This is a genomic window from Pseudomonas sp. P39-UII1 (assembly GCF_039672635.1).
Lineage (GTDB): Bacteria > Pseudomonadota > Gammaproteobacteria > Pseudomonadales > Pseudomonadaceae > Aquipseudomonas.
In genome coordinates this window covers 306,595-331,418 of the sequence record NZ_JBDFPP010000005.1, presented here as the reverse complement: position 1 = coordinate 331,418, position 24,824 = coordinate 306,595, and the positions used below count along the sequence as shown (strand labels likewise).

The following is a 24,824-nucleotide window of genomic DNA, read 5'->3' as shown; positions in this document are numbered from 1 at the left end:
CTCCGCTCCATTTGTGTTTACTTGAAGCCGGTCACCGCATGCGGCACATAAGGTGCCTCGAGCCGCGCGATCTCATCGGCGCTGAGCGTCAACGCCAGCGCCGCAATCGCGTCATCCAGCTGCGCCGCCTTCGAGGCCCCAACGATGGGCGCCGAAACCCCCCGCTTGCCCAGCACCCAGGCCAGCGCCACCTGTGCCATCGGCACACCGCGCTCGCGGGCAATCTGCTCGACCACGTCGATCACCCGGCCATCTTCCACCTCGGTGTTGGCGTAGAACGACTGCCCGGAAATATCGGTACGCGTGCGTTCGGTCTGCTGCCCGTGCGGGCGGGTCAGGCGGCCGCGCGCCATCGGGCTCCAGGGCATCAGGCCGACGCCCTGGTCGAGGCACAGCGGGATCATCTCGCGCTCTTCTTCGCGGTAGATCAGGTTGAGGTAGTTCTGCATCGACACGAAGCGGCTCCAGCCGTTGCTCGCGGCTACCTGCTGAGCCTTGGCGAACTGCCAGGCGTACATCGACGATGCGCCGATGTAGCGGGCCTTGCCGGCCTTGACCACGTCGTGCAGGGCTTCCATGGTTTCTTCGATGGGGGTGTGGTAGTCCCAGCGGTGGATCTGGTACAGGTCGACGTAGTCGGTGCCCAGGCGGGTCAGGCTGGCGTCGATATTGGCCATGATCGCCTTGCGCGACAGGCCTTGTTCGTTGGGGCGGGTGCTGCCTTCCCACATGTTGGCCGGGAAGAACACCTTGGTGGCGATGACCGTTTCTTCGCGGCGGGTGAATTCCTTCAGCAACTTGCCCAGGATGATTTCCGAGGTGCCGGCCGAGTAGCTATTGGCGGTGTCGAAAAAATTGATGCCGTGCTCGACAGCGTGGCGGATGATCGGGCGGCTGTCGGCCTCGCCGAGGGTCCAGGGGTGGGTGCCGGCGTCGGGTTCGCCGAAGGTCATGCAGCCCAGGCACAGCTTCGAGATATCCAGGCCGGTGTTGCCCAACTTGACGTACTGCATCCGCGTCTCCTCAGTGATCGTTTGCGATGCAGGGAAGCTTAGCGGGGGTGCGGGGTTGCGGAAATTCCGTATCGGTGCAGGCGACCTCTGCAGAAATTCACAAGCGCAGCAGGGGTTTGACCTGTTGCTGCAGGAAGTCGGTAACGGCCTTGATGCGCGGGGTGTTGCGCACATCCTCGTGCACCGCCAGCCAGATCTCGATGCTCATGGTCTGTGCTTCATCGCCGGTAGCCTGCAGCCCATGTTCCTCGGCCATGAACGCCGGCAGGCAGGCTATGCCGATGCCGCCGGCGGCGGCCTGGGCCTGGATGCGCAAGTCGTTGCTTTGCAGCACGAAGGGTTGGTGGTGGGTCTGCTCAAGCAGCCATTGTTGCTGTGGCGACTTGGCCTGGGACTGGTCGTAGCCGATGTAGCGCGGCGCGCGAGTGCTTTGCAGGTACCCGGGGGCGGCGTACAGGCGGTAATCCAGATAGCCAAGCAGGCTGGCCACCAGCGTCGGTTCGGTGGGCCGGGCCAGGGCGATGCTGATGTCGGCTTCGCGCCGCGCCAACGAGGCGCGGGACTTGCTGCCGACCAGCTTCAGGCGCAGTTGCGGGTAGTGGTTGCACAGCTGGCCTAGCTGCCGCGCGATGATGCTGCCCAGCAGCGCGGGCGGGGCGGCCAGCACCACCTCGCCTGCAACTTGCTGCTGGCCGGCGGTGGCGAAGTGCTCGAGGGCGAACGACGACTGAGTCATCTGTTCGGCGTAGTCGCCCACTCGGCGGCCATGCTCGGTCAGCACATAGGCCCTGGGGCGGCGGTCGACCAGCTTGAGGTTGAGCGCAGCTTCCAGCGCAGCGATGCGCCGGGCCACGGTGGCGTGGTCGACGCCCAGTTGCTTGGCCGCGGCCGAGAGTGAGCCTTGGCTGATGAAGGCAGAGAAATGGCGCAGATCTTCCCAATCGAACATGGCGGGCCTCAGGTAGGGACCACCATGATAAAGCCGTCGGGTACTTCTGTGGGAGCGGGTTTGCCCCGCGGAGCAGGCGACGCGGTGAATGGCACCGGCGTCGCCGGTGTTCGCGGGGCAAGCCCGCTCCCACAGGATTTGCATCAACTTTCACACCGTGACCAGGGCAGTAGATCCCACAGGATTTGCATCAACTTTCACACCGTGACCAAGGCCGTAGATCCCGCAAAGTAGGCCCGAATCGATGCTAGCATTGCTGCCATTTACAGCCCGGACAACGCCATGCAGCCCCTCGATCACCTTTCCCTGCACCTGTTCATCGTGGTCTGCGAAGAGGGCACCATCGCCGGTGCCGGTGAGCGGGCGTTCATGGCGCCGTCGGCCGTCAGCAAGCGTATCTCGGACATCGAGGCGCGCTTTGGCACCGCGTTGTTCAAGCGCAGCAAGCGTGGGGTCGAGCCCACCCCGGCGGGGCTTGCCCTGCTGCGCCATGCCCGTGGCCTGACCCGGGCCATGGAGCGCCTGGACAGCGAGCTGAGCGAGTACGCCGAAGGCGCGCGCGGGCATGTGCGGGTGCTGGCCAACGTGTCGTCGATCATGGAGTTTCTGCCCGAGGAGTTGTCGGCCTTCATGCTGGACAACCCGCTGATCCAGGCCGACATCGAAGAGCGCTTCAGCGCCGATGTGGTCCGCGGGGTGGCGGAGGGCAATGCCGACCTGGGCATCTGCAGGCAGTCCGCTGCAGTCGGCGACCTTGAATTCGTGCCGTATCGGCAGGACCACCTGGCCGTGGTGGTCAGCGCCAATCACCCCCTGGCCGCACGCAGCAGCATTGCCTTTGCCGAAACGCTGGGCTACGAGCACCTGGGCCTGTCGGCGTTCGCCACCTTGAACAATTTCATGCGCACAAGTGCCGAGGCAGCGGGCAAGGAGCTGCGCTTTCGCTCCTATGTGTCGTCGTTCGACGCCGCGTACCGGCTGGTGCAGTTCGGCCTGGGCCTGGCAGTGTTCCCGCAGGAGGCGGTGGCACGCTATGCGCCGTTGTTCGACCTTCGGGTGATCCCGCTGACCGATGACTGGGCGCTGGGCGAGTTCGTCATCTGCATGCGCGACCGGCATGCATTGTCGCTGTCGGCGCGGCGGCTGGTGGACCACCTGCTACTGCGGGCCCCCGCTTGGCAAAGCGTGCGCTGACATCCATCGTGGCTGACGATGGATCAGCCCGTGAAAGACGTCTTTTCTGCCCGTCGCGCTGCTCTTAGTCTGGCCGCACGCTTCAGACAGAGAGCCCCTGATGACAACAATAACCATCAACGAAGTCGGCCTGCGCGATGGCCTGCAGAGCCTGCAGACAGTCATGCCTACCGCCGCCAAGCAGCGTTGGATCGACAGCGCCTATGCCGCGGGCGTGCGCCATATGGAAGTCGCCTCGTTCGTGCCGGCCCGGCTGCTGCCGCAGATGGCCGATGCCAGGCAAGTGGTCGCCCACGCCCTCACATACCCGGATTTGCGGGTGACGGTGCTGGCGCCCAACCTGCGCGGTGCCCAGGATGCGCTGGAGTCCGGGGCGCATCGCATCGTTGCGCCGGTGTCGGTGAGCACGGCGCACAGCCTGGCCAACGTACGCCGTACCCCCCAGGAAATGGTCGAGGAGCTGGGGCGCATGTGCCAGCTGCGCAACGACATGGGCCGCCAGGACGTGCAGGTGATTGCCGGCATGTCGGTGGCCTTCGGCTGCACCCGCCAGGGTGACGTGCCGCTGAGCGACCTGTGCGCATTGACCCGGCAGGTGATCGAGGCCGGCTGCGACCTGGTTTCGCTGGGCGACACCACCGGCTATGCCAACCCAGGCCAGGTCGCCACGGTGATCCAGGCCGTGCGCGCCATCGCCGGCGAGCGGCTGCGTGCCGCGCACTTTCATGACACCCGTGGCCTGGCCCTGGCCAACAGCCTGGTCGCCGTGCAGCAGGGCATCCGCGAGCTGGACGCTTCGCTGGCAGGGCTTGGCGGCTGCCCGTTCGCCCCGGGCGCCTCGGGCAATACCGTCACCGAGGACCTGGTGTTCATGCTGCAGAGCATGGGGCTGCAGACCGGCATCGACCTGCAGGCCCTGATCGATTCGCGCCAGGTGCTGCGCGACGCCTTGCCCGATGAACCGCTGTATGGCGCTATCGCCCGCGCCGGCCTGCCGCTCAACTATTAAGGGATAAAACAATGTCCAGCCTCCCCTTGGACGGCATTCGTGTCGTCGAGATTTCGCACATGGTCATGGGCCCCACCTGCGGCATGATCCTCGGAGACCTTGGCGCCGAAGTGATCAAGATCGAGCCCACCCGCGGTGACGGCACGCGCCGCCTGCTGGGCGCGGGGGCCGGGTTTTTCCGCACCTTCAACCGCAACAAGCAGTGCATCGCCATCGACGTCGAAACCCCCCAGGGCCGCGATGCGGTACTGGAACTGATCGACACGGCCGACGTGTTCATCGAGAACTTCAAACCCGGGCGCATGCACAAGCTCGGTTTCGACTACGCCGCATTGCGCCAGCGCAACCCGCGGTTGATCTACGCCTCGCACAAGGGCTTCCTCAGTGGCCCCTACGACAACCGCCTGGCGCTGGACGAAGTGGTGCAGATGATGGCCGGCCTTGCCTACATGACCGGGCCGGTAGGCCGGCCGTTGCGCGCAGGCAGCTCGGTCAACGACATCATGGGCGGCATGTTCGGCGCCATCGGCGTGCTCGCCGCGCTCAACGAGCGCAACAGCACCGGCAGTGGCCGCGAGGTGCAAAGCGCGCTGTACGAGAACTGCGTGCTGCTGGCCGCCCAGCACATGCAGCAGTACGTGGTGACCGGTGAAGCCGCAGCGCCGATGCCCAACCGCATCAGCGCCTGGGCCATCTACGACGTGTTCACCTTCGCCGGGGGTGAGCAGATGTTCGTGGCCGCCACGGGCGAAGGGCAGTGGAACGCGTTGTGCCAGGTGTTGGGCCAGGCTGCCTTGCGGGATGACCCGACGCTGGCCACCAACAATGACCGCGTGCTGCAGCGCCCGCGCTTGCTGGCGCACCTGGCCGAGGTATTCGCCACCGTCGACGCTCAGCAACTGGCGGTGGAGCTTGAGGCCAACGGTATCCCGTTTGCGCCGATCCGCCGCCCGGAAGAGCTGTTCGACGACCCCCATCTGCAGCAAAGCGGCGGCATGGCCGACCTGACCCTGGAGGACGGCAGCAGCACGCCGATGCCGTTGCTGCCGTTGTCGCTGGATGGCCAGCGCCTGCAACCGCGCAGGCCCATACCACGCATTGGCGAGCACACGCACAAGGTCATGCGCGAGCTTGGCTACAGTGACGCACACATCGCCGAGCTGTGCGCGGCGGGCGTGCTCAAAACCGACGAACAGGGGCGCTAAGCATGGCTATCTATCGCTACGACACACTGACCCCAACCCTGCACCCTGAAACCTTCGTTGCCGAGCAGGCCACGGTGATTGGCGACGTGACCCTGGAGCAGGGCGTCAGCATCTGGCCCCAGGCAGTGCTGCGCGGCGACAACGCAGCGGTGCGCATCGGCCAGCACAGCAATGTTCAGGAGGGCGCGGTACTGCATGCCGACCCTGGCTTTGCGCTGACCGTGGGCAGCGGCGTCACCGTGGGCCACCAGGCGATGCTGCACGGCTGCACGGTGGGCGATGGTGCACTGATCGGCATTCAGGCGGTGGTGCTCAATGGTGCGGTGATCGGCCGCAACTGTCTGGTGGGCGCGGGCGCCATCGTCACCGAAGGCAAGGTATTCCCGGACAATTCACTGATCCTCGGCGCGCCGGCCAAGTTAGTGCGCGAGCTGACGCCTGAAGCCATCGCCCACCTGCACGCCAACGCCGCCGACTACGTTTGCAAAGGGGCCGCCTACAAGGAAAAGCTCGTGCGTATCGGCTGACAGCTTTCAAGCGGCGCCTACAGGGGCGCCGCCGCTCTCCAATAATTACAAGAATGGAGATCCACCATGGTTGCCTTGACCGGTGTTCTGGCGCGTGAGCGCAACGACAGCCACATCAATGAACTGCTGCTGTACCGCCGCGTGGCCTGGCGCATCATGCCGCTGGCCATCATCTGCTTCCTGTTTTCCTACTTCGACCGCATCAACATCAGCTTCGCCAAAACCCAGATGCAGGCCGAGCTTGGCCTGAGCGACGCGGCCTACGGCCTGGCCGCGAGCATGTTTTTCATCGGCTACGTGCTGTTCGAAGTGCCAAGCAGCCTGGGGCTCAAACGCTACGGGGCGCCGGCGTGGATCTGCCGGATCATGGTGTCGTGGGGGCTGGCCACCGCCGCGCTGGTGTTTGCCTACACCCAGTACACGCTGTACTTCCTGCGCTTTCTGATCGGCGTGATGGAGGCGGGCTTCGGGCCGGCGATCCTGTTCTACCTGGCATGCTGGTTCCCGCGTAAACACCTGGCGAAAATGAATGGGCTGTGGTTCCTCGCCGTGCCCTTGGCCGGCGCGGTGGGTGGGCCGGCGGCGGGCTTTCTACTGGGGACCATGGATGGCGTACTGGGCCTGGCTGGTTGGCACTGGCTGTTCCTGATGTCGGGGTTGCCGTGCGTGGTGCTGGGTGTGCTGGTGTTGTGGAAGCTCGACCGTGACATCGAGTCGGCCAAGTGGCTGAGCCGCGCGGAAAAGGACCTGCTGGTGGAAAACCTGGCGCAGGACAAGCGCGCGCAGAAGCCGGTGCTGGGGTCGCTGTGGCGGGTGCTGCTCACCCGCGAGGTGGCGATCATGGCGTTCATCTATTACGTGGTGAAAACCGCGTCCTATGGCCTGAACTTCTGGATGCCCCATCTGATCAAGTCGTCGGGTGTGCAGGACATGTTGTGGGTGGGCGTGCTGTCGGCGCTGCCGTATGCGGTGGCCTGTGTCGGCATGGTGCTGCTGACCCGGCGCTCGGACCGCACCGGCGAGCGCAAGCGCTACCTGGTCTATTGCCTGCTGGCGGCTGCGGTCGGCTACTTGCTGGCGTGCCTGTTCTCGGACTCGTCATGGGCGATGATGGCGGCGCTGGTGCTGGCTACGGCGGGCACGTTCATTGCCATCCCGATCTTCTGGACTATCCCGCAGTCGACCTTCTCGGGGTTGGCGATTGCCACCGGCACGGCGGCGATCAACTCCGTGGGCCAGCTCAGTGGCATCGTGGCGCCGGTGATGGTGGGGCAGATCAATGACCTCACGGGCAGCACGTACATGGGCATGCTGTCGATTGCGCCGCTGATCCTGCTGGCCTGCCTGGTGGTGATGCGCTACGTCAAGAACCCCAAAGCCTGAAACCGCCCGACAACAACAATAAAAAGGCACACCCATGACCACTTCCACCTCCCGGCGGGCATCGCTGATGCTCGCGGTGTTCTGCTGCGCCTGGCAATCGGCCCACGCGGCTTTTGTCGAAAACGGCAAAGGCAGCCTGGAGCTGCGCAACTTCTACTTCGACCGCGACTTTCACGGTGCTGCCGCCAGCCAGTCCCGGCGTGGCGAATGGGCCCAGGGCTTCATGCTCAAATGGCAGTCCGGCTATACCGACGGGGTGCTGGGTTTCGGCCTGGATGCTGCAGGCATGCTTGGCCTGAAACTCGACTCATCCCCAGCGCGCAGTGGTACCGGGCTGTTGCCACGGGGCAGCGACAGGCGCGCGGCGGATGACTACGGCAAGGCGGTTGCCACGTTCAAGGCCAAAGTGTCGCAGACCGAGCTGCAGGTAGGTGGGCTGAGCCCGCAGTTGCCGTTGCTGGCGTCCAACTACAGCCGGCTGTTCCCGCAGTGGTTCAACGGGGCACAGCTGGTGAGCAAGGACCTGGACAACCTGACCTTGACCTTGCTGCAGGTGGATGCGACCAAGCTGCGCGACTCGACCGACTTCGAGGACCTGACGGCGATGGCGCAACAGGGCGCGTATTCAGCGACGGCGACCAGTGACCGCCTTTATTACCTGGGCGCCGATTATCAGCCAATCAAGAATCTGACCCTGAGCGTGCACAGCAGCCAGCTGGATGACCTGTTCCGCCGCGATTACGCAGGGTTACGGTACCGGACCGGCCTGGGTCCGGGCGAAGCCTTTACCGAATGGCGCTGGTTCAATGCGCGGGAACAGGGCAGGGCGTTGCTCGGTGAGGTGGATAACCGAACCTTGAGCACCAATTTCGGTTATAGCCTCAAGGGCCATACCTTCAGCGGCGGGTATCAGAAAGTCAGTGGCGATACGGCCTATGCGTATGTAGGTGGGACAGACACCTATCTGTTCAGCGAACAGCAAGTCAGCACCTTTGCCTTGGCCAATGAACGTGCCTGGATGCTGCGTTACGACTACAACTTTGTGGCCCTGGGCATCCCCGGGCTTACGTTCAATGTGCGTTACGTGAAAGGCGACCAGGTCGACCCACAGCGGATCGCCAGCGCCAAGGGGAGGGCGCTGGCAGCGCGGGGTGGAGAAGGCGCGGAGTGGGAGCGGACCACGGACATCACCTATGTGGTGCAGTCGGGGGCGTTGAAGAACCTGTCGCTGCGCTGGCGTAACGCAAGCATGCGTTCGAACTTTGCCGATGCGGCGGATGAGAACCGGGTGATCGTGGGGTATGTGGTCGAGTTTTGAGGGGGGCATGGCGGCGGTTTTATGGGGATGCGCATCGCGAAGCGCTTGGCTTGGGATCTTCAGCGCCTGTGAGATCGAGCGCCGCCCGCGCGGCGCATCGCGGGCAAGCCCGCTCCTACATTTGTTGCAACGCGCCGTTCCAGTCAGGCCATGGTTGTTCGCCTTGGTGCATGGCTGGAGACAGGTGGGGCGCCAGCAGTGCCAGCCGAAAAATCTCGTCGAGCCACCAAGGCTAACAACTATGGCCTCACAGGCCATGGCACGTTGCAACAAATGTAGGAGCGGGCTTGCCCGCGATGCGCCGCGCGGGCGGCGCTCGATCTCTAACCCACCACACCCCTCAAGCGAACCCTCAAGCGAACCCTCAAGCGAACCCTCAGCGAACCCTCAAGCGAACCCTCAAGCGAACCCTCAAGCGAACCCTCAGCGAACCCTCAAGCGAACCCTCAAGCGAACCCTCAAGCGAACCCTCAAGCGATCCCTCACACTGAAACCGGTTTCAAAACATTTCCGAACCAGCTAGATTACCCGGCTTTCTCAGGGCCTGGCCCCTGATCGAAACCCAGACGGCGCACCCCAAGGCCGCCCCATTGCTGATGAGGATTCGTTATGCCTGAGCATGCTCCCGATAACCCGCGCCGGGATTTCCTGCGCAAAACCCTGACCCTGATACCGGTGGTCACCGTGGCCAGCAGCGGGCTGGGTGCCAGCCAGTTGCTGGCCGAACCGGTTCGCGAACCCAAGGTGCCGGCCACACCACCTGCCGGCAATTACCAGCCGACTTTCTTCACCGCCGAAGAGTGGGCCTTCGTGCAAGCGGCTGTGTCGCGCATCATCCCCGCAGACGAACTCGGCCCAGGTGCGCTGGAGGCGGGTGCCGCTGAATTCATCGATCGGCAAATGAACACCCCCTACGCCACCGGCGCCCAGTGGTACATGCAAGGCCCGTTCAAGGCCGACGCCGCCCCCGAGCTTGGCTACCAGCTGCAACTCAGCCCGCAACAGATCTACCGCCTGGGCATTGCCGCAGCGGACGCGTGGTGCAAGAACGCCAGCGGCAAAACGTTTGCCGAGCAAGACAGCGCTACCCGGGACAAGGTTCTCGGCAAGATCGAAGCCGGTGAGATCGTTTTCGAGCAACTGCCGGCCAAGGTGTTTTTCAGCCTGTTGGTGCAAAACACCCGCGAAGGCTTCTTCTGCGACCCAATCCACGGGGGCAACAAGGGCATGGTTGGCTGGACGCAAATCGGCTTCCCCGGTGCCCGGGCAGATTTCATGGACTGGGTCGAGCGCAACGAGCCGTACCCGTTCCCGGCAGTTTCGATTCGCGGCGAGAGGGCGTAAGGCATGGCCAATGCAATGAAGAAGGTCGATGCAGTCATCGTCGGGTTCGGCTGGGCGGGCGCCATCATGGCCAAGGAACTCACCGAAGCCGGGTTGCAGGTGGTCGCGCTGGAGCGCGGGCCGATGCAGGACACCTACCCCGAGGGCAGCTACCCGCAGGTCATCGATGAGCTGACCTACAGCGTGCGCAAGAAGCTGTTCGTCGACGTCTCGAAAGAAACCGTCACCATCCGCCACAGCGGCAACGACGTGGCGCTGCCCAACCGCCAGCTGGGCGCGTTTCTGCCGGGCAAGGGCGTGGGCGGCGCCGGCTTGCACTGGTCCGGTGTGCACTTTCGGGTAGACCCGATGGAGCTGCGCATGCGCAGCCACTACGAAGAACGCTACGGCAAGCGCTTCATCCCTGAAGGCATGACCATCCAGGACTTCGGCGTCAGCTACGAAGAGCTCGAACCGCATTTCGACTTTGCCGAAAAAGTCTTTGGCACCTCGGGCCAGGCGTGGACCGTGAATGGCAAGGTAGTTGGTGAAGGGAAGGGCGGTAACCCCTACGCGCCAGACCGTTCCAACCCGTTCCCGCTGGTGTCGCAGAAGAACGTGGTGTCGGCCAAGCTGTTTGAAAAGGCCGCTGCAAGCCTGGGCTACAAGCCTTACAACCTGCCCTCGGCGAACACCTCCGGGCCCTACACCAACCCCTACGGCGCGCAGATGGGGCCGTGCAACTTCTGCGGCTTCTGCAGTGGTTACGTGTGCTACATGTACTCCAAGGCGTCGCCCAACGTGAACATCCTGCCGGCGCTGCGCCAGGTGCCGAACTTCGAGCTGCGCGCCAACGCCCATGTGCTGCGGGTCAACCTCGATGACAGCAAGCGCAAGGCCACCGGCGTGACCTACATAGACGCCCAGGGGCGTGAAGTCGAGCAGCCGGCAGACATCGTCATCCTCGCCGCCTTCCAGTTCAACAACGTTCGCCTGATGCTGCTGTCCGGCATCGGCAAGCCCTACGACCCGGTGAAGAACGAAGGGGTAGTGGGCCGCAACTTTGCCTACCAGAACATGGGCACGGTAAAAGCGTTCTTCGACAAGGACACCTACACCAACAACTTCATCGGTGCCGGCGGCAATGGCGTGGCGATCGACGATTTCAACGCCGACAACTTCGACCATGGCCCGCACGGCTTCGTCGGCGGCTCGCCGATGTGGGTCAACCAGGCCGGCAGCCGGCCGATTGCCGGCATCGCCAACCCACCCGGCACCCCCGCCTGGGGCAGCGCCTGGAAGAAGGCCACCGCCGACTACTACACCCACCAACTGTCGATGGACGCCCACGGCGCGCACCAGTCGTACCGCAGCAACTACCTCGACCTCGACCCGACCTACCGTGATGCCTACGGCCAGCCACTGCTGCGCATGACCTTCGACTGGCAGGAAAACGACATCAAGATGAACCAGTTCATGGTCGACAAGCTCGGCAAGATCGCCCAGGCAATGAACCCCAAGGCCATCGCCGTGCTCGGCAAGAAGGTCAAGGAGCACTTCAACACTGCCAGCTACCAGACCACCCACCTCAACGGTGGCGCGATCATGGGCACCGACCCCAGGACCAGCGCCTTGAACCGCTACCTGCAGAGCTGGGACGTGCACAACGTGTTCGTGCCGGGCGCCTCGGCGTTCCCTCAGGGCCTGGGCTACAACCCGACCGGCCTGGTGGCGGCGCTGACCTACTGGTCGGCCAAGGCCATCCGCGAGCAGTACCTGAAAAACCCCGGCCCGCTGGTCCAGGCTTGAGGAGCGATGAACATGAAGACACTGTTGATCGCAACCCTGATGTTTGGCGCAAGCATGGCTGTACAGGCCGATGACGCGCTGGTGAAAAAGGGCGAGTACCTGGCCCGTGCCGGTGACTGCGTGGCCTGCCACACCGCCAAGGGCGGCAAGCCGTTCGCAGGCGGGCTGCCGATGGAAACCCCCATCGGCACCGTGTACTCCACCAACATCACGCCCGACGCCACTGGCATCGGCCAGTACAGCTTCGAAGACTTCGACCGGGCCGTGCGCAAAGGCATCGGCAAGGATGGCAGCACGCTGTACCCTGCCATGCCGTACCCGTCTTACGCACGGGTCACTGACGGCGACATGCGTGCGCTGTACGCCTACTTCATGCAAGGCGTGCAGCCCGTCGCCCAGCCGAACAAGGCCACGGACATCCCCTGGCCCCTGAGCATGCGTTGGCCGCTGGCGGTCTGGCGTGGCCTGTTCGCGCCAGCAGTCAAAGCCTGGCAAGCGCCGGCCGAAACGGACCCGGTGGTAAACCGCGGCGCCTACCTGGTCGAAGGCTTGGGCCACTGCGGTGCCTGCCACACACCGCGGGCGTTGACCATGCAGGAACAGGCGCTGAGCCCCGCAGACGGTGAGCAGTTCCTGGCCGGCAGTGCGCCGCTCGAAGGCTGGATCGCCAAGAACCTGCGCGGTGACCACAAGGATGGCCTGGGCAGCTGGAGCGAGGAGCAGCTGGTGCAGTTTCTCAAGACCGGCCGCAGTGACCGCAGCGCCGTGTTCGGCGGCATGAGCGATGTGGTCGAGCACAGCATGCAGCATCTGAACGATGCGGACTTGACCGCTATCGCCCGTTACCTGAAGACGCTGCCGCCAAGCAACCCGGACGACCAGCCGCATGTCTACGACAAGCAGGTGGCAGAGGCGCTGTGGAAGGGGGATGACAGCAAGCCAGGCGCGGCGGTGTACATCGACAATTGCGCGGCCTGCCACCGTACCGATGGCCAGGGCTACACCCGGGTGTTCCCGGCGCTGGCCGGCAACCCGGTGGTGCAGACGGCCGATGCCACTTCGCTGATTCATGTGGTGCTGGCTGGCGGCACGGTGCCAGCGACCCACGCCGCACCGTCGAACTTCACCATGCCCGCATTCGGCTGGCGCCTGAGCGACCAGGAGGTAGCTGAGGTGGTGAATTTCATTCGTAGTAGCTGGGGTAACCAGGGCGAGGCTGTTACTGCAGGGGATGTAAAAGCCCTGCGCTGATAGCTGGGGGCTTTCACCATTTGGCATGTTCTGTGGTGCGAGTGCATGCCGGTAGGTTCTCGTCGCCATTGAGATCGAGCGCCGCCCGCGCGAAGCGCTTGGCTTGAGATCTTCAGCGCCTTTGAGCTCGAGCGCCGCCCGCGCGGCGCATCGCGAAGCGCTTGCCTTGGGATCTTTAGCGCCCTTGAGATCGAGCGCCGCCCGCGCGGCGCATCGCGGGCAAGCCCGCTCCCACATTTGTTGCAACGTGCCATGGCCTGTGAGGCCATAGTTGCCAGCCTTGTTGGCATGACCCAATTTTTCGGCTGGCGCTGCCGACGCCCCATCTGTCTTCAGTCATGCGCCAAGGCGGACAACCATGGCCTGACTGGAACGGCGCGTTGCAACAATTGTAGGAGCGGGCTTGCCCGCGATGCGCCGCGCGGGCGGCGCTCGATCTAATGATCAACAAATCAACAACGGCGAGCGCCTGCGATCTTGTAGAATCCCGACGAACGGTAGGTGACGAAACCCCGCGGTTTTGATGTATTGAAACCGGTTTCATTCACGTCACCGACAATAATCACAAGGGACCCCAATGACCGACCTGCCTGCCCATACCCGCGAGCGCGTGACCATCAGCGAGGTGGCGCGTGTTGCCGGCGTCTCCAAGGCCACGGTGTCGCGCTACATCGGCGGCGACCGCCAACTGCTCGCCGAAGCCACCGCCACGCGCCTGGCAGAGGTCATCGAGCGCCTGGGCTACCGGCCCAACCAGATGGCCCGGGGCCTCAAGCGCGGCCAGACGCGGCTGATCGGCATGCTGGTGGCGGACATCCTCAATCCCTATTCGGTCGCAGTGATGCACGGCGTCGAAACTGCCTGCCGCCAGCACGGCTACAGCCTGGTGGTGTGCAACACCAACCGCGACGACGAGCAGGAGCGCCACCACCTGGTGGCCCTGCAGTCCTACAACGTCGAGGGCCTGATCGTGAATACCCTCGGCCGTCATCCGGGCGAACTGCTGAACCTGCAGCGTGACATCCCCATGGTGCTGGTCGACCGGCAACTGCCCGAGCTCAACGTCGACCTGGTCGGCCTGGACAACGCCGACGCCATCGAACAGGCCCTGGACCACCTGCAGGCGCGTGGTTACCGCGACATTCTGGCAGTCACCGAACCGCTGGACGGCACCAGCTCCCGCCTTGAGCGGGTGCAGGCGTTTACGGCTTCGATCAGCCGCCGTGCCGGCATGCGTCAGCAACTGCTTGAAGTCGATGCGCACCTGCAAGCCGGGCTCGGTGCCTTCCTTGCTGGCAACGGCCACGGCCCGCAGGCAATCTTCACCTTCAACGGCGTGGCCACCCTGGCGGTGACCCGGGTACTCCACGATACCGGCTGCCAACTGTTCCAGGATGTCGGCCTGATTGCCCTGGACGAGCTGGACTGGTACCCGCTGGTGAGCAGCGGGATCACCGCACTGGCTCAACCCACCGAACGCATCGGCGTTGCTGCCTTCGATTGCCTGCTCGGCCGTTTGCGCGGCGAGAGCGGGGCGCCACGGCGCATCGACTTCAAGGCCGACCTGATTATCCGAGGCTCCACACACCCACGCGATTAACCCACGGGCAGCAATGCTGCCCGTTGCTTCATATCAAAATGAAACCGGTTTCATAAGGACAAAAACAATGCACGCGAACCCCGTTTCCATCAGCCTTTCCAGCTACGGTGCCGACCTGGTTCGGCAGCAAGGCCAGGAGAGCTTTCTTGAACTGCTGGCCGCTGCTGGCGTAACCCGTGTCGAATGGCGCGAAGAGCTGTTCGACGACGCCCCGGACGCCCCGGACGCCGCGGTGCTGTCTGCGGCCAGCCACGCGCTGGGCCTGGAGTGCCTGTACTCCTCGCCACTGGAACTGTGGACGCCCGACGGCCTGCTCGACCCACGCCTGCCTGCCAAGCTGGCGTTGGCACGGGCGTTCGGCGCGGTGGCGCTGAAGGTGTCCCTGGGGCATTACCACCCACAGCTCGACCTGACGGCCTTGCAGGCGCTGCTGCACGACGGTGCCCCCGTATTGCTGGTAGAGAACGACCAGACGCCGCAAGGCGGGCGCATCGAGCCGCTGCTGCAATTCTTCCAGCGCAGCGAAGCGCTGGCATTGCCACTTGGCATGACCTTCGACATCGGCAACTGGCAATGGCAGGGGGAATCTGCGTTACACGCTGCGCAGCAGCTCGGTCGCTGGGTGCGTTACGTGCATTGCAAGGCCGTGCAGCGTGAGGCCAGTGGCCGCCTGGTCGCTGTTGTGCCGCAGGCTGCCGACCTGGTGGCCTGGGAAACGCTGTTCGATGAATTCACCCCGGGGCTGGTACGCGCCGTGGAATACCCGCTGGCCGGCGCCGACCTGCTGGCACTGACCCGCGCCCAGGTCAACAACCTGGCGCGCATCGGCCTGGGCGAGGAGGTGAGCCATGCCTGAGCATGACGTGCTGTGTTTTGGCGAAACCATGGCCATGTTCGTTGCCGAGCAGGTGGGTGACCTGGCCAGCGTCGGCCAGTTCAGCAAGCGTATTGCCGGCGCCGACAGCAACGTGGCCATCGGCCTGGCCCGCTTGGGGTTTCGGGTGCGTTGGCTGAGCCGGGTGGGCGACGACTCGCTGGGCCGCTTCGTGCTCGACAGCCTGCGCCAGGAAGGGCTGGATTGCAGCCATGTCGAGGTCGATGCCAGCCACCCGACAGGCTTCCAGCTCAAGGGCCGCTGCGACGATGGCAGTGACCCGGTGGTCGAGTATTTTCGTCGCAACTCCGCTGCCAGCCACCTTTCCCCCGCATTGTTCAGCCCGGGGTTGCTGCAGGCCCGCCACCTGCACGCTACGGGTATCCCGCTGGCGCTGTCGGCCGGCTGCAGGTCGCTGGCCCATGAGCTGGTGGAGCGCATGCGCGCCGAGGGCCGCAGTATTTCCTTCGACCCCAACCTGCGCCCGTCGCTGTGGCCCGACCGTACGAGCATGGTGCGTGAAGTCAACGCACTGGCAGTCAAGGCGCACTGGCTGCTGCCGGGGCTTGAAGAAGGCCGCTTGCTGACCGGCCTGCAAGCACCGGCCGACATCGCCGCGTTCTACCTCGACCGCGGTGTGGAGCAGGTGGTGATCAAGCTGGGCGGCGAGGGTGCCTACTACCGTAACGCCCAGTGCGAGGGGTGTGTGGCCCCGGTGCCGGTGGCCAAGGTAGTGGACACAGTCGGTGCCGGCGATGCCTTCGCCGTCGGCGTGGTCAGCGGGTTGCTCGAAGGCCGCCCGCTGGCCGAAGCGGTGGCGCGTGGCAACTGGTGCGGCAGCCGCGCCGTGCAATCACGCGGCGACATGGAAGGTTTACCGTTGCGCCACGAGCTGGAGGCATACGCGTTAGCCAAGAGTGCCTGAAACTTTGATCGCCGGTACGCCGGCCCTGCTGCGACAAAAACAACAAGCTCAGGAGCACGCATCATGCAATCGACAAGCCTGGCCCCACGCCGTTGGTGGTACATCATCCCGATCGTCTTCATCACCTACAGCCTGGCCTACCTGGACCGCGCCAACTATGGCTTTGCCGCAGCCTCCGGCATGGCCGACGACCTGAACATCACCCCCGTGCTGTCGTCCTTGCTGGGTGCGCTGTTCTTCCTCGGCTACTTCTTCTTCCAGGTGCCCGGCGCAATCTACGCCGAAAAACGCAGCGTGAAGAAACTGATCTTCGTTAGCCTGATCCTCTGGGGCAGCCTGGCGACCTTGACCGGAATGATCAGCAACGTCTACCTGCTGATCGGCATCCGCTTCCTGCTCGGCGTGGTCGAGGCGGCGGTGATGCCGGCGATGCTGGTGTACCTGTGCCACTGGTTCACCCGTGCCGAGCGCTCGCGCGCCAATACCTTCCTGATGCTCGGCAACCCGGTAACCATCCTGTGGATGTCGGTGGTTTCGGGTTACCTGATCAAGCATTTCGACTGGCGCTGGATGTTCATCATCGAGGGCTTGCCGGCGGTGCTCTGGGCGTTCATCTGGTGGCGCCTGGTGGCTGACCGCCCGGCACAGGTCGACTGGCTGAGCGAGCAGGAAAAAGCCGCGCTGCAAGCGGCCTTGGCGGCTGAGCAGCAAGGCATCAAGCCGGTCAAGAACTACCGCGAGGCATTCCGCTCGCCGCAGGTCATCGTGCTGTCGCTGCAGTACTTCTGCTGGAGCATCGGCGTGTACGGCTTCGTGCTGTGGCTGCCGTCGATTCTCAAACAGGCGGCCAACGTCGATATCGTCGAGGCCGGCTGGTTGGCGTCGGTGCCTTACATGGCGGCGGTGCTGGCAATGGTTGGGGTGTCCTGGGCCTCGGACCGCCTGCAGAAGCGCAAACGCTTCGTCTGGCCGCCACTGCTGGTGGCTGCGCTGGCGTTCTATGGCTCCTACGCCCTGGGCACCGAGCACTTCTGGGCGTCCTATGCGCTGCTGGTGGTGGCCGGGGCGTGCATGTATGCGCCCTATGGCCCATTCTTCGCCATCGTGCCGGAGATCCTGCCCAGCAACGTGGCTGGTGGCGCCATGGCGTTGATCAACAGCATGGGCGCGCTCGGCTCGTTCGGGGGCTCGTGGCTGGTGGGTTATCTCAACGGTGCGACCGGTGGCCCGGGGGCCTCGTACCTGTTCATGTCCGGGGCACTGCTGACCGCAGTGGTGCTCACGGCCGCGCTGAAAACAACACAGACTTCTGGCCAGGCCAAGCCCCGTGGCCAGCGCCTGGCAATCAGCCAATAGGAAACCGACCATGAAAAAGCGAATCGTCCTTTACAAGCGCCTGCCCGAAGCATTGCTCGCGCGCCTGCAGCAGCAGGCCGAGGTGACCTGGGTGGATACCACCGGCACAGACGGCCTGGCGCGGCTGCGCGACGCCTTGCCCGGCGCCCATGGCCTGCTGGGTGCCAGCCTGAGGCTGGACAGCAGCCTGCTGGACCTGGCGCCGCAGTTGCAGGTGGTGTCCAGCGTATCGGTAGGGGTGGACAACTACGACATCGCCGAGCTGACGCGCCGCGGTGTGATGCTCACCAACACGCCCGACGTGCTCACCGAAACCACTGCAGACACCGGCTTCGCCTTGATCCTGGCCAGCGCCCGGCGCGTGGTGGAGCTGGCCGGCTGGGTGCGTGACGGCCACTGGCAGGCCAACCTGGGGCCGGCGCACTTTGGCACGGATGTGCATGGCAAGACCTTGGGCATCGTCGGCATGGGGCGCATTGGCGAAGCCTTGGCCCGGCGTGGCGCCGCCGGGTTCGGCATGCGCGTGCTCTACCACAGCTCGCGGCCCAAGCCTGAGGTGGACGCGCGTTATGGCGCGCGTTATTGCGACCTCGATGCGCTGCTCCGCGAAGCGGACTTCGTCTGTTTGACGGTGCCATTGAGTGCCAGCACCGAGGGCTTGATCGGCGGGCGCGAGCTGGCGCTGATGAAGCCCGAGGCGATTCTGATCAACATCGCGCGCGGGCGAGTGGTGGACGAGCCGGCGCTCATCGAAGCGTTGCGGGAAAAGCGCATTCGCGCCGCCGGGCTGGATGTGTTCGTGCAGGAGCCGTTATCAACCGCCTCGCCGCTGTTGCAGTTCGATAATGTGGTGGCGACGCCGCATATCGGCTCGGCAACCCACGAGACACGCGAGGCGATGGCGCGTTGTGCGGTGGAGAACCTGCTGAGTGCGCTGGCGGGTGAGCGGCCGGTGAACCTGGTGAATGAAGCAGCCTGGAAAGCGGCCACCGGGGCAAACAAAGCTTGAATTGGGGCCGCGCTGCGGCCCATCGCCGGCAAGCCAGCTCCCACAACCACAGCGCAAACCCCAAGCACTGCGCGGCCTCTGTAGGAGCTGGCTTGCCGGCGATGGGCTGCGAAGCGGCCCCAATAACGTCATCTGACTAGTGACCACCCTTCATGCGCCGTGCCACCAGGTAGATACCCAGGCCGGCCAGCGCAGTAGCGGCGCCGATGTAGCCGGTGCTGGTCCAGCCCAACCCGGCACTGATCGCCATGCCGCCAAACCAGGGGCCAAGGGCATTGGCCAGGTTGAAGGCAGCGTGGTTGGAGGCTGCGGCCAGGCTTGGCGCCTCGTGGGCGATGTCCATCAGGCGGATCTGCAGCGGCGCTGCCAGGGCGATCATGGTGCCGACCAGGCCGATGCCCAGCAGAATCGTCCACAGCGAGTGCGCGGCGAAGGTGAAGAACAGCAGCACGGCGGCCGACCACAGCAACACGATGCCCACCGCGCGGAACTGCAGGCGGTCGAACAGTTTGCCGCCGGCGATGTTGCCAATGATGCCACCGGCACCGAACGCGGCCAGGCCGAACGGAATCCACTCCGGCGATACCTTCGTCACCTGCAGCATGGTCGGTGCCAGGTAGCTGAACACACAGAACATGCCGGCAAAGCCGATCGAGGCAATCGCCAGCGCCATCCACACCTGGGGCAGAGTGAACGCTTGCAGCTCCTTGCGCGGGTCGCTGCGCGGCTCATCGTGCGGCTGGGGCACGTAGCGCCACACCAGTGCGATGGTGCACAGCGCGATCACACCCACCAGGATGAATGCCGAGCGCCAGCCGAAAAACTGGCCAAGGAAGGTTGCCACCGGGTTGCCCAGCAACATGGCCAGGGTCAGGCCCATCATCACCCTCGCAACGGCCCCCGCCCGTTGATTGGTCGGCACCATGCTCGACGCCACCACGGCGGCAATGCCGAAGTACGCGCCATGGGGCAGGCCGCTGATGAAGCGGAAGGCGACCATGCTGGTGAACGACGGGGCAAAGGCGGTGGCCAGGTTGCCAACCGCGTACAGCGCCATCAACAGCAGCAGCATGTGCTTGCGCAGCAGCTTGGCGCCGAGAATCGCCAGCGCCGGTGCACCGACCACCACGCCCAGCGCGTAGGCACTGATGGCGTGGCCCACCTGGGGTTCGCTCAACTGCAGGTTGCTGGCGATGTCGGGCATCAGCCCCATGATCGCGAACTCGCCGGTGCCGATGGCAAAACTGCCCAACGCCATGGCCGCTTCCATCTTGCCGATATCGCCTTTGGAGCGGGTGAGCGGCGGTAATTCCTGAACAGACATCTGAATCCTTAGCTGAATCGTTATTTGCTCGTTACATTTTGCATTAATTCGCTGTACTCATAAAATGGCTGAATCAATCCGCCTGTCCGAGTGCGCGCCATGGCCATCAATTTCGACCTCAACGACTTGCAAGCCTTCCGTGCGGTGGTCGACCAAGGCAGTTTCAGCAAGGCCGCGGACGCCGTGCGCATCTCGCAGCCGGCGCTGAGCCGGCGCATCGAAAAGCTTGAAGATGCGCTGGGTGTGCGGCTGTTCGAGCGCACCACGCGCAAGGTCAGCCTGACCCAGGCCGGGCGGGGTTTCATGCCCAGCGTCGAGCGTTTGCTGGACGACCTGGACAACGCGCTGCTGGGCATCAGCGAAGTGGCCTCGACGCGCCTTGGCCAGGTGACGGTCGCCTGCGTGCCGTCAGCGGCGTATTACTTCATGCCCCAGGTGATCGCCCATTACCACCAGCAGTACCCGCGCATCAAGGTCAAGGTGCTGGACTCCAGCGCCCACGACGTGCTGAGCGCGGTGGTGGATGGCGAGGCGGATTTCGGCGTGAGTTTCATGGGCACCCTGGAAGCCGACGTGGAGTTCGAGCCGTTGGTGCAGGAGAGCTACGTGGTGGCGTGCCGGCGCGACCACCCGCTGGCGGGGCGCAGCAGCGTCAGCTGGGAAGCGTTCTACCAGCAGGACTACATCTCGTTGGGCAAGACCTCGGGCAACCGCTTCCTGCTCGACCAGGCGCTCAGTGGCATCGTGCCGCAGCGCCAGAGCATCTGCGAAACCCGCCACGTGACGACCATGATCGGCCTGGTGGAAGCCGGCCTGGGCGTTGCCGCCGTGCCGTTGATGGCGATGCCGGCGGCGGACCACCCGATCCTCACCCGGGTACCGTTGACCGACCCGGTGGTCATGCGCAGCGTTGGCCTGATCAAGCGCCGGGGCCGTACGCTGACCCCGGCGGCGTTGGCGCTGGAGCGCCTGGTGGTGCAGATGAAGATGGGGGGCGGCTAGGGGGCTTGGCATGGCATTTCTGGCGCTCGATCTCATGGGCGCTGAAGATCCCAAGCCAAGCACTTCGCGAAGCGCCGCGCGGGCGGCGCTCGATCTCAGCTGCACCTCATTCCTCTAGCGAGGAAAACCCTCATCACCGCCTCACCGAGTCCAGCCCGGTGGCCTGCACGTCCCGCTGCGCGCCTGGCGAGGCCAGGTAGTCGAGCAGTGCCTTGGCCTGGCGCGGGTGCTGCGCATTGATCGGGATGCCGGCAGCGAAGCGCGTCACCGACTGTACCGCCTCGGGCAACTTGCCGACAAAGCTCACGCCGGGCACCGGCAGCAGCTCGCTCACCTGTTGCATACCCACCTGGTAATCACCCTTGGCAACCACCGAGCCTACCGGGATTTTCGGCACCATCGTGGCTTTGGGCTTGAGCTGATCTTCGATGCCCAGGCGCTTGAACAGCTGATTTTCGACGTACACACCACTGGCACTGTCCGAATAGGCCACCGAGTTGGCCGCCAGCAGGGTCTGCTTCAGCGCCTCCACCGAACCGATATCCGGCTTCGGCGCGCCAGCGCGCACCACCATGCCGATCCGCGAATCGGCCAGCTCCACCCGAGAAGCCGGGTCGACCTTGCCTTGCTTGATCAGCTCATCGAGTGCGTAGCCGACCATGATGACAACGTCGGCCTTTTCGCCGCGGGCAAGGCGGTTGGGGATGGCTTCCGGCGCCTTGCCCATCGACGGCCCGAGGCTCGTTTCCAGGGTATTGCCGCTGGCTGCAGCGAATTTCGGGCCCAGCAGCTGGTACGCCGCCGTGAAGCCGCCGGAGGTCATCACCTGCAGTTGTTCTGCCTGGGCGGCGGTGGCCAGGCCGGCGCTGGCCAGCAAGGCGATGGATTGCAGTAATTTACGCATCGTTGTGTTCTCGGGCAGTAAGGTTCAAGACATCGCCGGTTGCAGGCGCCCGCTGGCGCGGCGATAGAGGAACAGCGTCGCACCCAGCGCGCAGAGCGCCGCGAAACTCATCCAGTAACCTGGCGCTGCCTTGTCGGCGGTGTACTGGATAAGGAAGGTCGAAATCGCCGGGGTGAAGCCACCGAATACGGCCGTGGCCAGGCTGTATGCCAGCGAGAAGCCGGCAACGCGCACTTCGACCGGCATGATTTCGGTCAGCGCCGGGATCATCGCGCCGTTGTACAGGCCGTAGATGAACGACAGCCACAGCAGCACCAGCAGCATGTGCAGGAAGCTGGGTGCGTTGACCAGGTAGTCCAGCGCCGGGTAAGCCGTGGCCAAGGTCAGCAGGGTCATGGCGATCAGCACCGGGCGGCGCCCGATGCGGTCGGACAGCGCGCCGCCCAGCGGCAGCCAGAGGAAGTTGGAGACGCCCACCAGCAAGGTCACCAGCAGCGCATCGGAGGTGCTCAGGTGCAGCACGGTCTTGCCGAAGGTGGGCGCATACACGGTAATCAGGTAGAACGCCGTGGTGGTCAGCGCCACCATGAGCATGCCGGCGAGCACTGTCGTCCAGTGTTGCAGCAGGGTGCGGAACACTTCAGCCATGCCTGGGCGATGCTTGCGTGCGGCGTACTCCTCGGACTCCGCCAGGTTGCGGCGCAGGAAGAAAATGAACGGCACGATCAGGCAGCCGACGAAGAACGGAATGCGCCAGCCCCAGTCAGCGATCATCGCCGGGGCCATCCACTGGTTCAGGCCAAAGCCCAGCGCCGCCGCAACGATGATCGCCACCTGCTGGCTGGCAGACTGCCAACTGGTGAAGAAGCCTTTGTTGCCGGGCGTGGCGATTTCCGCCAGGTACACCGAAACGCCGCCCAGTTCTGCGCCCGCCGAGAAGCCTTGCAGCAGCCGGCCGACCAGCACCAGCGCCGGCGCGAGCAGGCCGATGCTTTCGTAACCGGGCACCAGCACGATCAATATCGTGCCGCTGGCCATGATCGACAGGGTAACGATCAGGCCTTTGCGCCGGCCCACTTCGTCGATGTAGGCACCCAGCACCACGGCACCCAGCGGGCGCATCAGAAAGCCCGCGCCGAACACGGCGAAGGTCATCATCAAGGATGCGAATTCACTGCTGGCAGGGAAGAACACCGCCGCGATCTGCGTGGCGTAGAAACCGAAAAGGAAGAAGTCGAACTGTTCGAGGAAATTGCCCGAGGTGACCCGGAAGATTGCACCGGCCCGGGAACCGCCGGAGGAGGTTGCTGCTGTCATTGCCTGTACTCCATACCGCTTTTGTGACGTGCGCCGGCGGGAGACGGCGCACGGTTCTTATTGGCGGAGCATGGTGCGGCAGGGTGATTGATATGAGAATTGCATTGTTCGCATTGATTGATGTGCAGGTTGGATCAATCCGCCATCTGCAGCTCCGGCAGTTTTACCCGGAACGCGCGGGTCAGCCCCAGCAGGCACAGGAAGCCTGCGGCCATCCAGCACAGGCCGATGGTGAACGACATGCTCGACAGGCTGCTCCATAGCCACAGCGTGCTGAGAAAGCCCAGGGCCGGTATGCCGCCATACAGCAGGTAATTGCGCGAACCCCGCAGCTTGCTGTCGACCAGATAATGCTTGACCACCGCCAGGTTGACGGCCGAGAAGGCGAACAGCGCACCGAAGCTGATCATGTGGGCCACGGTGTCGAGGGTGATGAACAGGGCGACCAGCGACAGCGTGCTGACCAGCATGATCGCCGTGGCCGGCACGCGCTTGCGGGTCGCCAGCTGGCCGAACACCCGGGGCAGGGCGCCGTCACGGCCCATGGCGAACAGCACCCGCGACACGCTGGCCTGGGACACCATGGCCGAGGCGAAACACCCGGCCACGTAGGTGGCGGTGAAGCCTGTGACCAGCAGCTCGCCACCCACCCGGCGCATGACATCCACCGAGGCCGAGTCCGGGTCGGCGAACGTGGCCCATTCCGGGAAGACCATCTGCGCGAAGTACGACACCAGCAGGAACAGCAGGCCGCCGATTACCGACACCGCCATGATTGCCTGGGGGATGCGTGTGGTCGGGTTGCTGGTTTCTTCGGCCATGGTCGACACCGCGTCGAAGCCCAGGAACGACAAGCACAGCACCGCTGCACCGGTCATGATCAACGGCACGCTGAAGCCCTCGTGGTGGAACGGCGCCAGCAGCGAGACCGGCTCGGCCTGCCCGGCCAGGTTACGCACCGACAGGGCAACGAAGACGACGATGAACACCAGCTGGGCCACCACGAGTATCCAGTTGACCCGGGTGATCGACTCGATGCCGATCAGGTTGAGGAAGGTGACCAGGGCAATGGACCCCAGCACCCATACCCAGGCGTGCACTGCCGGAAAGTACTCGGACATGTAGATACCGATCAGCAGGTAGCTGAGCAGCGGCAGGAAGATGTAGTCGAGCAGCAACGTCCAGCCGGCGATGAAGCCGAAATGGCTGCCGAACGCCTTGCGCGTGTAGGTGTAGACCGAGCCGGAGTAGGGGTGGGCCTGGACCATGCGGCCGTAGCTGTAGGCGGTCAGCAGCATGGCGGCGAGGGTCAGCAGGTAGGCGGTGGGCAAGTGCCCCTTGGTCATCTGCGTGACCAGCCCGTAGGTGGTGAAAACAGCGAGCGGGACCATGTAGGCGAGGCCGAACAGCACCAGCGCAGTCATGCCCATGGATTTTCTGAAGCGGCCGGCGGAATCGGGTTGCGACGCAGGGTGGGGTGGATGGGCTGTAGTTGTTGTTGTATGCATTGCTGACTCCTGGTTTTGGATGCA

Annotated in this window: 21 protein-coding genes; 15 read left to right on the top strand and 6 right to left on the bottom strand. The window is 64.6% G+C overall.

The features are described from left to right. Window positions 1–17 precede the first annotated feature (17 nt). Both ABEH27_RS10145 and ABEH27_RS10140 read right to left on the bottom strand, forming a co-directional pair. Entirely contained in the window at window positions 18–1,013 is a 996-nt protein-coding gene (locus ABEH27_RS10145; RefSeq protein WP_346613452.1) for an aldo/keto reductase, read from the bottom strand. 97 nt (window positions 1,014–1,110) lie between these two features. Beyond that, window positions 1,111–1,962 (bottom strand): LysR family transcriptional regulator, encoded by an 852-nt coding sequence (locus tag ABEH27_RS10140; protein ID WP_346613451.1) that lies wholly within the window; start codon window positions 1,960–1,962, stop codon window positions 1,111–1,113. Window positions 1,963–2,244: 282 nt separating this feature from the next. On the opposite strand from ABEH27_RS10140, the gene ABEH27_RS10135 reads away from it, so the two are divergent. From ABEH27_RS10135 to ABEH27_RS10070, 14 genes are all read left to right on the top strand, one after another. After that, entirely contained in the window at window positions 2,245–3,156 is a 912-nt protein-coding gene (locus ABEH27_RS10135; RefSeq protein ID WP_346613450.1) for a LysR family transcriptional regulator, read from the top strand. Between the two features lie 100 nt (window positions 3,157–3,256). Further along, the gene (locus tag ABEH27_RS10130; protein WP_346613449.1) at window positions 3,257–4,165 is read left to right on the top strand and encodes a hydroxymethylglutaryl-CoA lyase; all 909 of its coding nucleotides are present in this window, start codon (window positions 3,257–3,259) and stop codon (window positions 4,163–4,165) included. A gap of 11 nt (window positions 4,166–4,176) precedes the next feature. Further along, window positions 4,177–5,370 carry a CaiB/BaiF CoA-transferase family protein gene (locus ABEH27_RS10125; RefSeq protein WP_346613448.1) on the top strand — a complete coding sequence of 398 codons (1,194 nt, stop codon included), beginning with the start codon at window positions 4,177–4,179 and terminating at the stop codon, window positions 5,368–5,370. Window positions 5,371–5,372: 2 nt separating this feature from the next. Then, window positions 5,373–5,897, top strand: coding sequence for a gamma carbonic anhydrase family protein (locus ABEH27_RS10120; protein ID WP_346613447.1), 525 nt, complete (start codon window positions 5,373–5,375; stop codon window positions 5,895–5,897). 66 nt (window positions 5,898–5,963) lie between these two features. Continuing rightward, window positions 5,964–7,280 (top strand): MFS transporter, encoded by a 1,317-nt coding sequence (locus ABEH27_RS10115; protein WP_346613446.1) that lies wholly within the window; start codon window positions 5,964–5,966, stop codon window positions 7,278–7,280. 34 nt (window positions 7,281–7,314) lie between these two features. Beyond that, window positions 7,315–8,598 carry an OprD family porin gene (locus ABEH27_RS10110; RefSeq protein ID WP_346613445.1) on the top strand — a complete coding sequence of 428 codons (1,284 nt, stop codon included), beginning with the start codon at window positions 7,315–7,317 and terminating at the stop codon, window positions 8,596–8,598. A gap of 609 nt (window positions 8,599–9,207) precedes the next feature. After that, window positions 9,208–9,942, top strand: coding sequence for a gluconate 2-dehydrogenase subunit 3 family protein (locus ABEH27_RS10105; RefSeq protein WP_346613444.1), 735 nt, complete (start codon window positions 9,208–9,210; stop codon window positions 9,940–9,942). A gap of 3 nt (window positions 9,943–9,945) precedes the next feature. Next, the gene (locus ABEH27_RS10100) at window positions 9,946–11,730 is read left to right on the top strand and encodes a GMC family oxidoreductase (protein ID WP_346613443.1); all 1,785 of its coding nucleotides are present in this window, start codon (window positions 9,946–9,948) and stop codon (window positions 11,728–11,730) included. Between the two features lie 12 nt (window positions 11,731–11,742). Continuing rightward, window positions 11,743–12,981 (top strand): cytochrome c, encoded by a 1,239-nt coding sequence (locus tag ABEH27_RS10095; protein WP_346613442.1) that lies wholly within the window; start codon window positions 11,743–11,745, stop codon window positions 12,979–12,981. Between the two features lie 577 nt (window positions 12,982–13,558). Further along, window positions 13,559–14,581, top strand: coding sequence for a LacI family DNA-binding transcriptional regulator (locus ABEH27_RS10090; RefSeq protein WP_346613441.1), 1,023 nt, complete (start codon window positions 13,559–13,561; stop codon window positions 14,579–14,581). A 67-nt stretch (window positions 14,582–14,648) separates the two neighbouring features. Beyond that, on the top strand, window positions 14,649–15,437 hold the full coding sequence (locus ABEH27_RS10085) for an AP endonuclease (protein WP_346613440.1): 789 nt from the start codon (window positions 14,649–14,651) through the stop codon (window positions 15,435–15,437). After that, on the top strand, window positions 15,430–16,380 hold the full coding sequence (locus tag ABEH27_RS10080) for a sugar kinase (RefSeq protein ID WP_346613439.1): 951 nt from the start codon (window positions 15,430–15,432) through the stop codon (window positions 16,378–16,380). Before ABEH27_RS10085 ends, ABEH27_RS10080 begins: the two co-directional genes overlap by 8 nt. Window positions 16,381–16,443: 63 nt before the next feature. After that, window positions 16,444–17,736, top strand: a complete 1,293-nt coding sequence (locus ABEH27_RS10075) for an MFS transporter (protein WP_346613438.1) — start codon at window positions 16,444–16,446, stop codon at window positions 17,734–17,736. Window positions 17,737–17,746: 10 nt separating this feature from the next. Continuing rightward, window positions 17,747–18,745 carry a D-glycerate dehydrogenase gene (locus ABEH27_RS10070; protein WP_346613437.1) on the top strand — a complete coding sequence of 333 codons (999 nt, stop codon included), beginning with the start codon at window positions 17,747–17,749 and terminating at the stop codon, window positions 18,743–18,745. Between the two features lie 136 nt (window positions 18,746–18,881). Here ABEH27_RS10070 and ABEH27_RS10065 read toward each other — a convergent pair whose 3' ends face one another. Beyond that, entirely contained in the window at window positions 18,882–20,069 is a 1,188-nt protein-coding gene (locus ABEH27_RS10065; protein ID WP_346613436.1) for an MFS transporter, read from the bottom strand. Between the two features lie 99 nt (window positions 20,070–20,168). On the opposite strand from ABEH27_RS10065, the gene ABEH27_RS10060 reads away from it, so the two are divergent. Further along, window positions 20,169–21,071 carry a LysR family transcriptional regulator gene (locus ABEH27_RS10060; RefSeq protein ID WP_346613435.1) on the top strand — a complete coding sequence of 301 codons (903 nt, stop codon included), beginning with the start codon at window positions 20,169–20,171 and terminating at the stop codon, window positions 21,069–21,071. A 133-nt stretch (window positions 21,072–21,204) separates the two neighbouring features. Here the strand turns inward: ABEH27_RS10060 and ABEH27_RS10055 are convergent, their stop codons facing one another. From ABEH27_RS10055 to ABEH27_RS10045, 3 genes are all read right to left on the bottom strand, one after another. After that, window positions 21,205–21,975 carry a substrate-binding domain-containing protein gene (locus ABEH27_RS10055; RefSeq protein ID WP_346613434.1) on the bottom strand — a complete coding sequence of 257 codons (771 nt, stop codon included), beginning with the start codon at window positions 21,973–21,975 and terminating at the stop codon, window positions 21,205–21,207. Window positions 21,976–21,999: 24 nt separating this feature from the next. Further along, the gene (locus ABEH27_RS10050; protein ID WP_346613433.1) at window positions 22,000–23,292 is read right to left on the bottom strand and encodes an MFS transporter; all 1,293 of its coding nucleotides are present in this window, start codon (window positions 23,290–23,292) and stop codon (window positions 22,000–22,002) included. A 134-nt stretch (window positions 23,293–23,426) separates the two neighbouring features. After that, on the bottom strand, window positions 23,427–24,800 hold the full coding sequence (locus ABEH27_RS10045; protein ID WP_346613432.1) for an APC family permease: 1,374 nt from the start codon (window positions 24,798–24,800) through the stop codon (window positions 23,427–23,429). Window positions 24,801–24,824 lie beyond the last annotated feature (24 nt).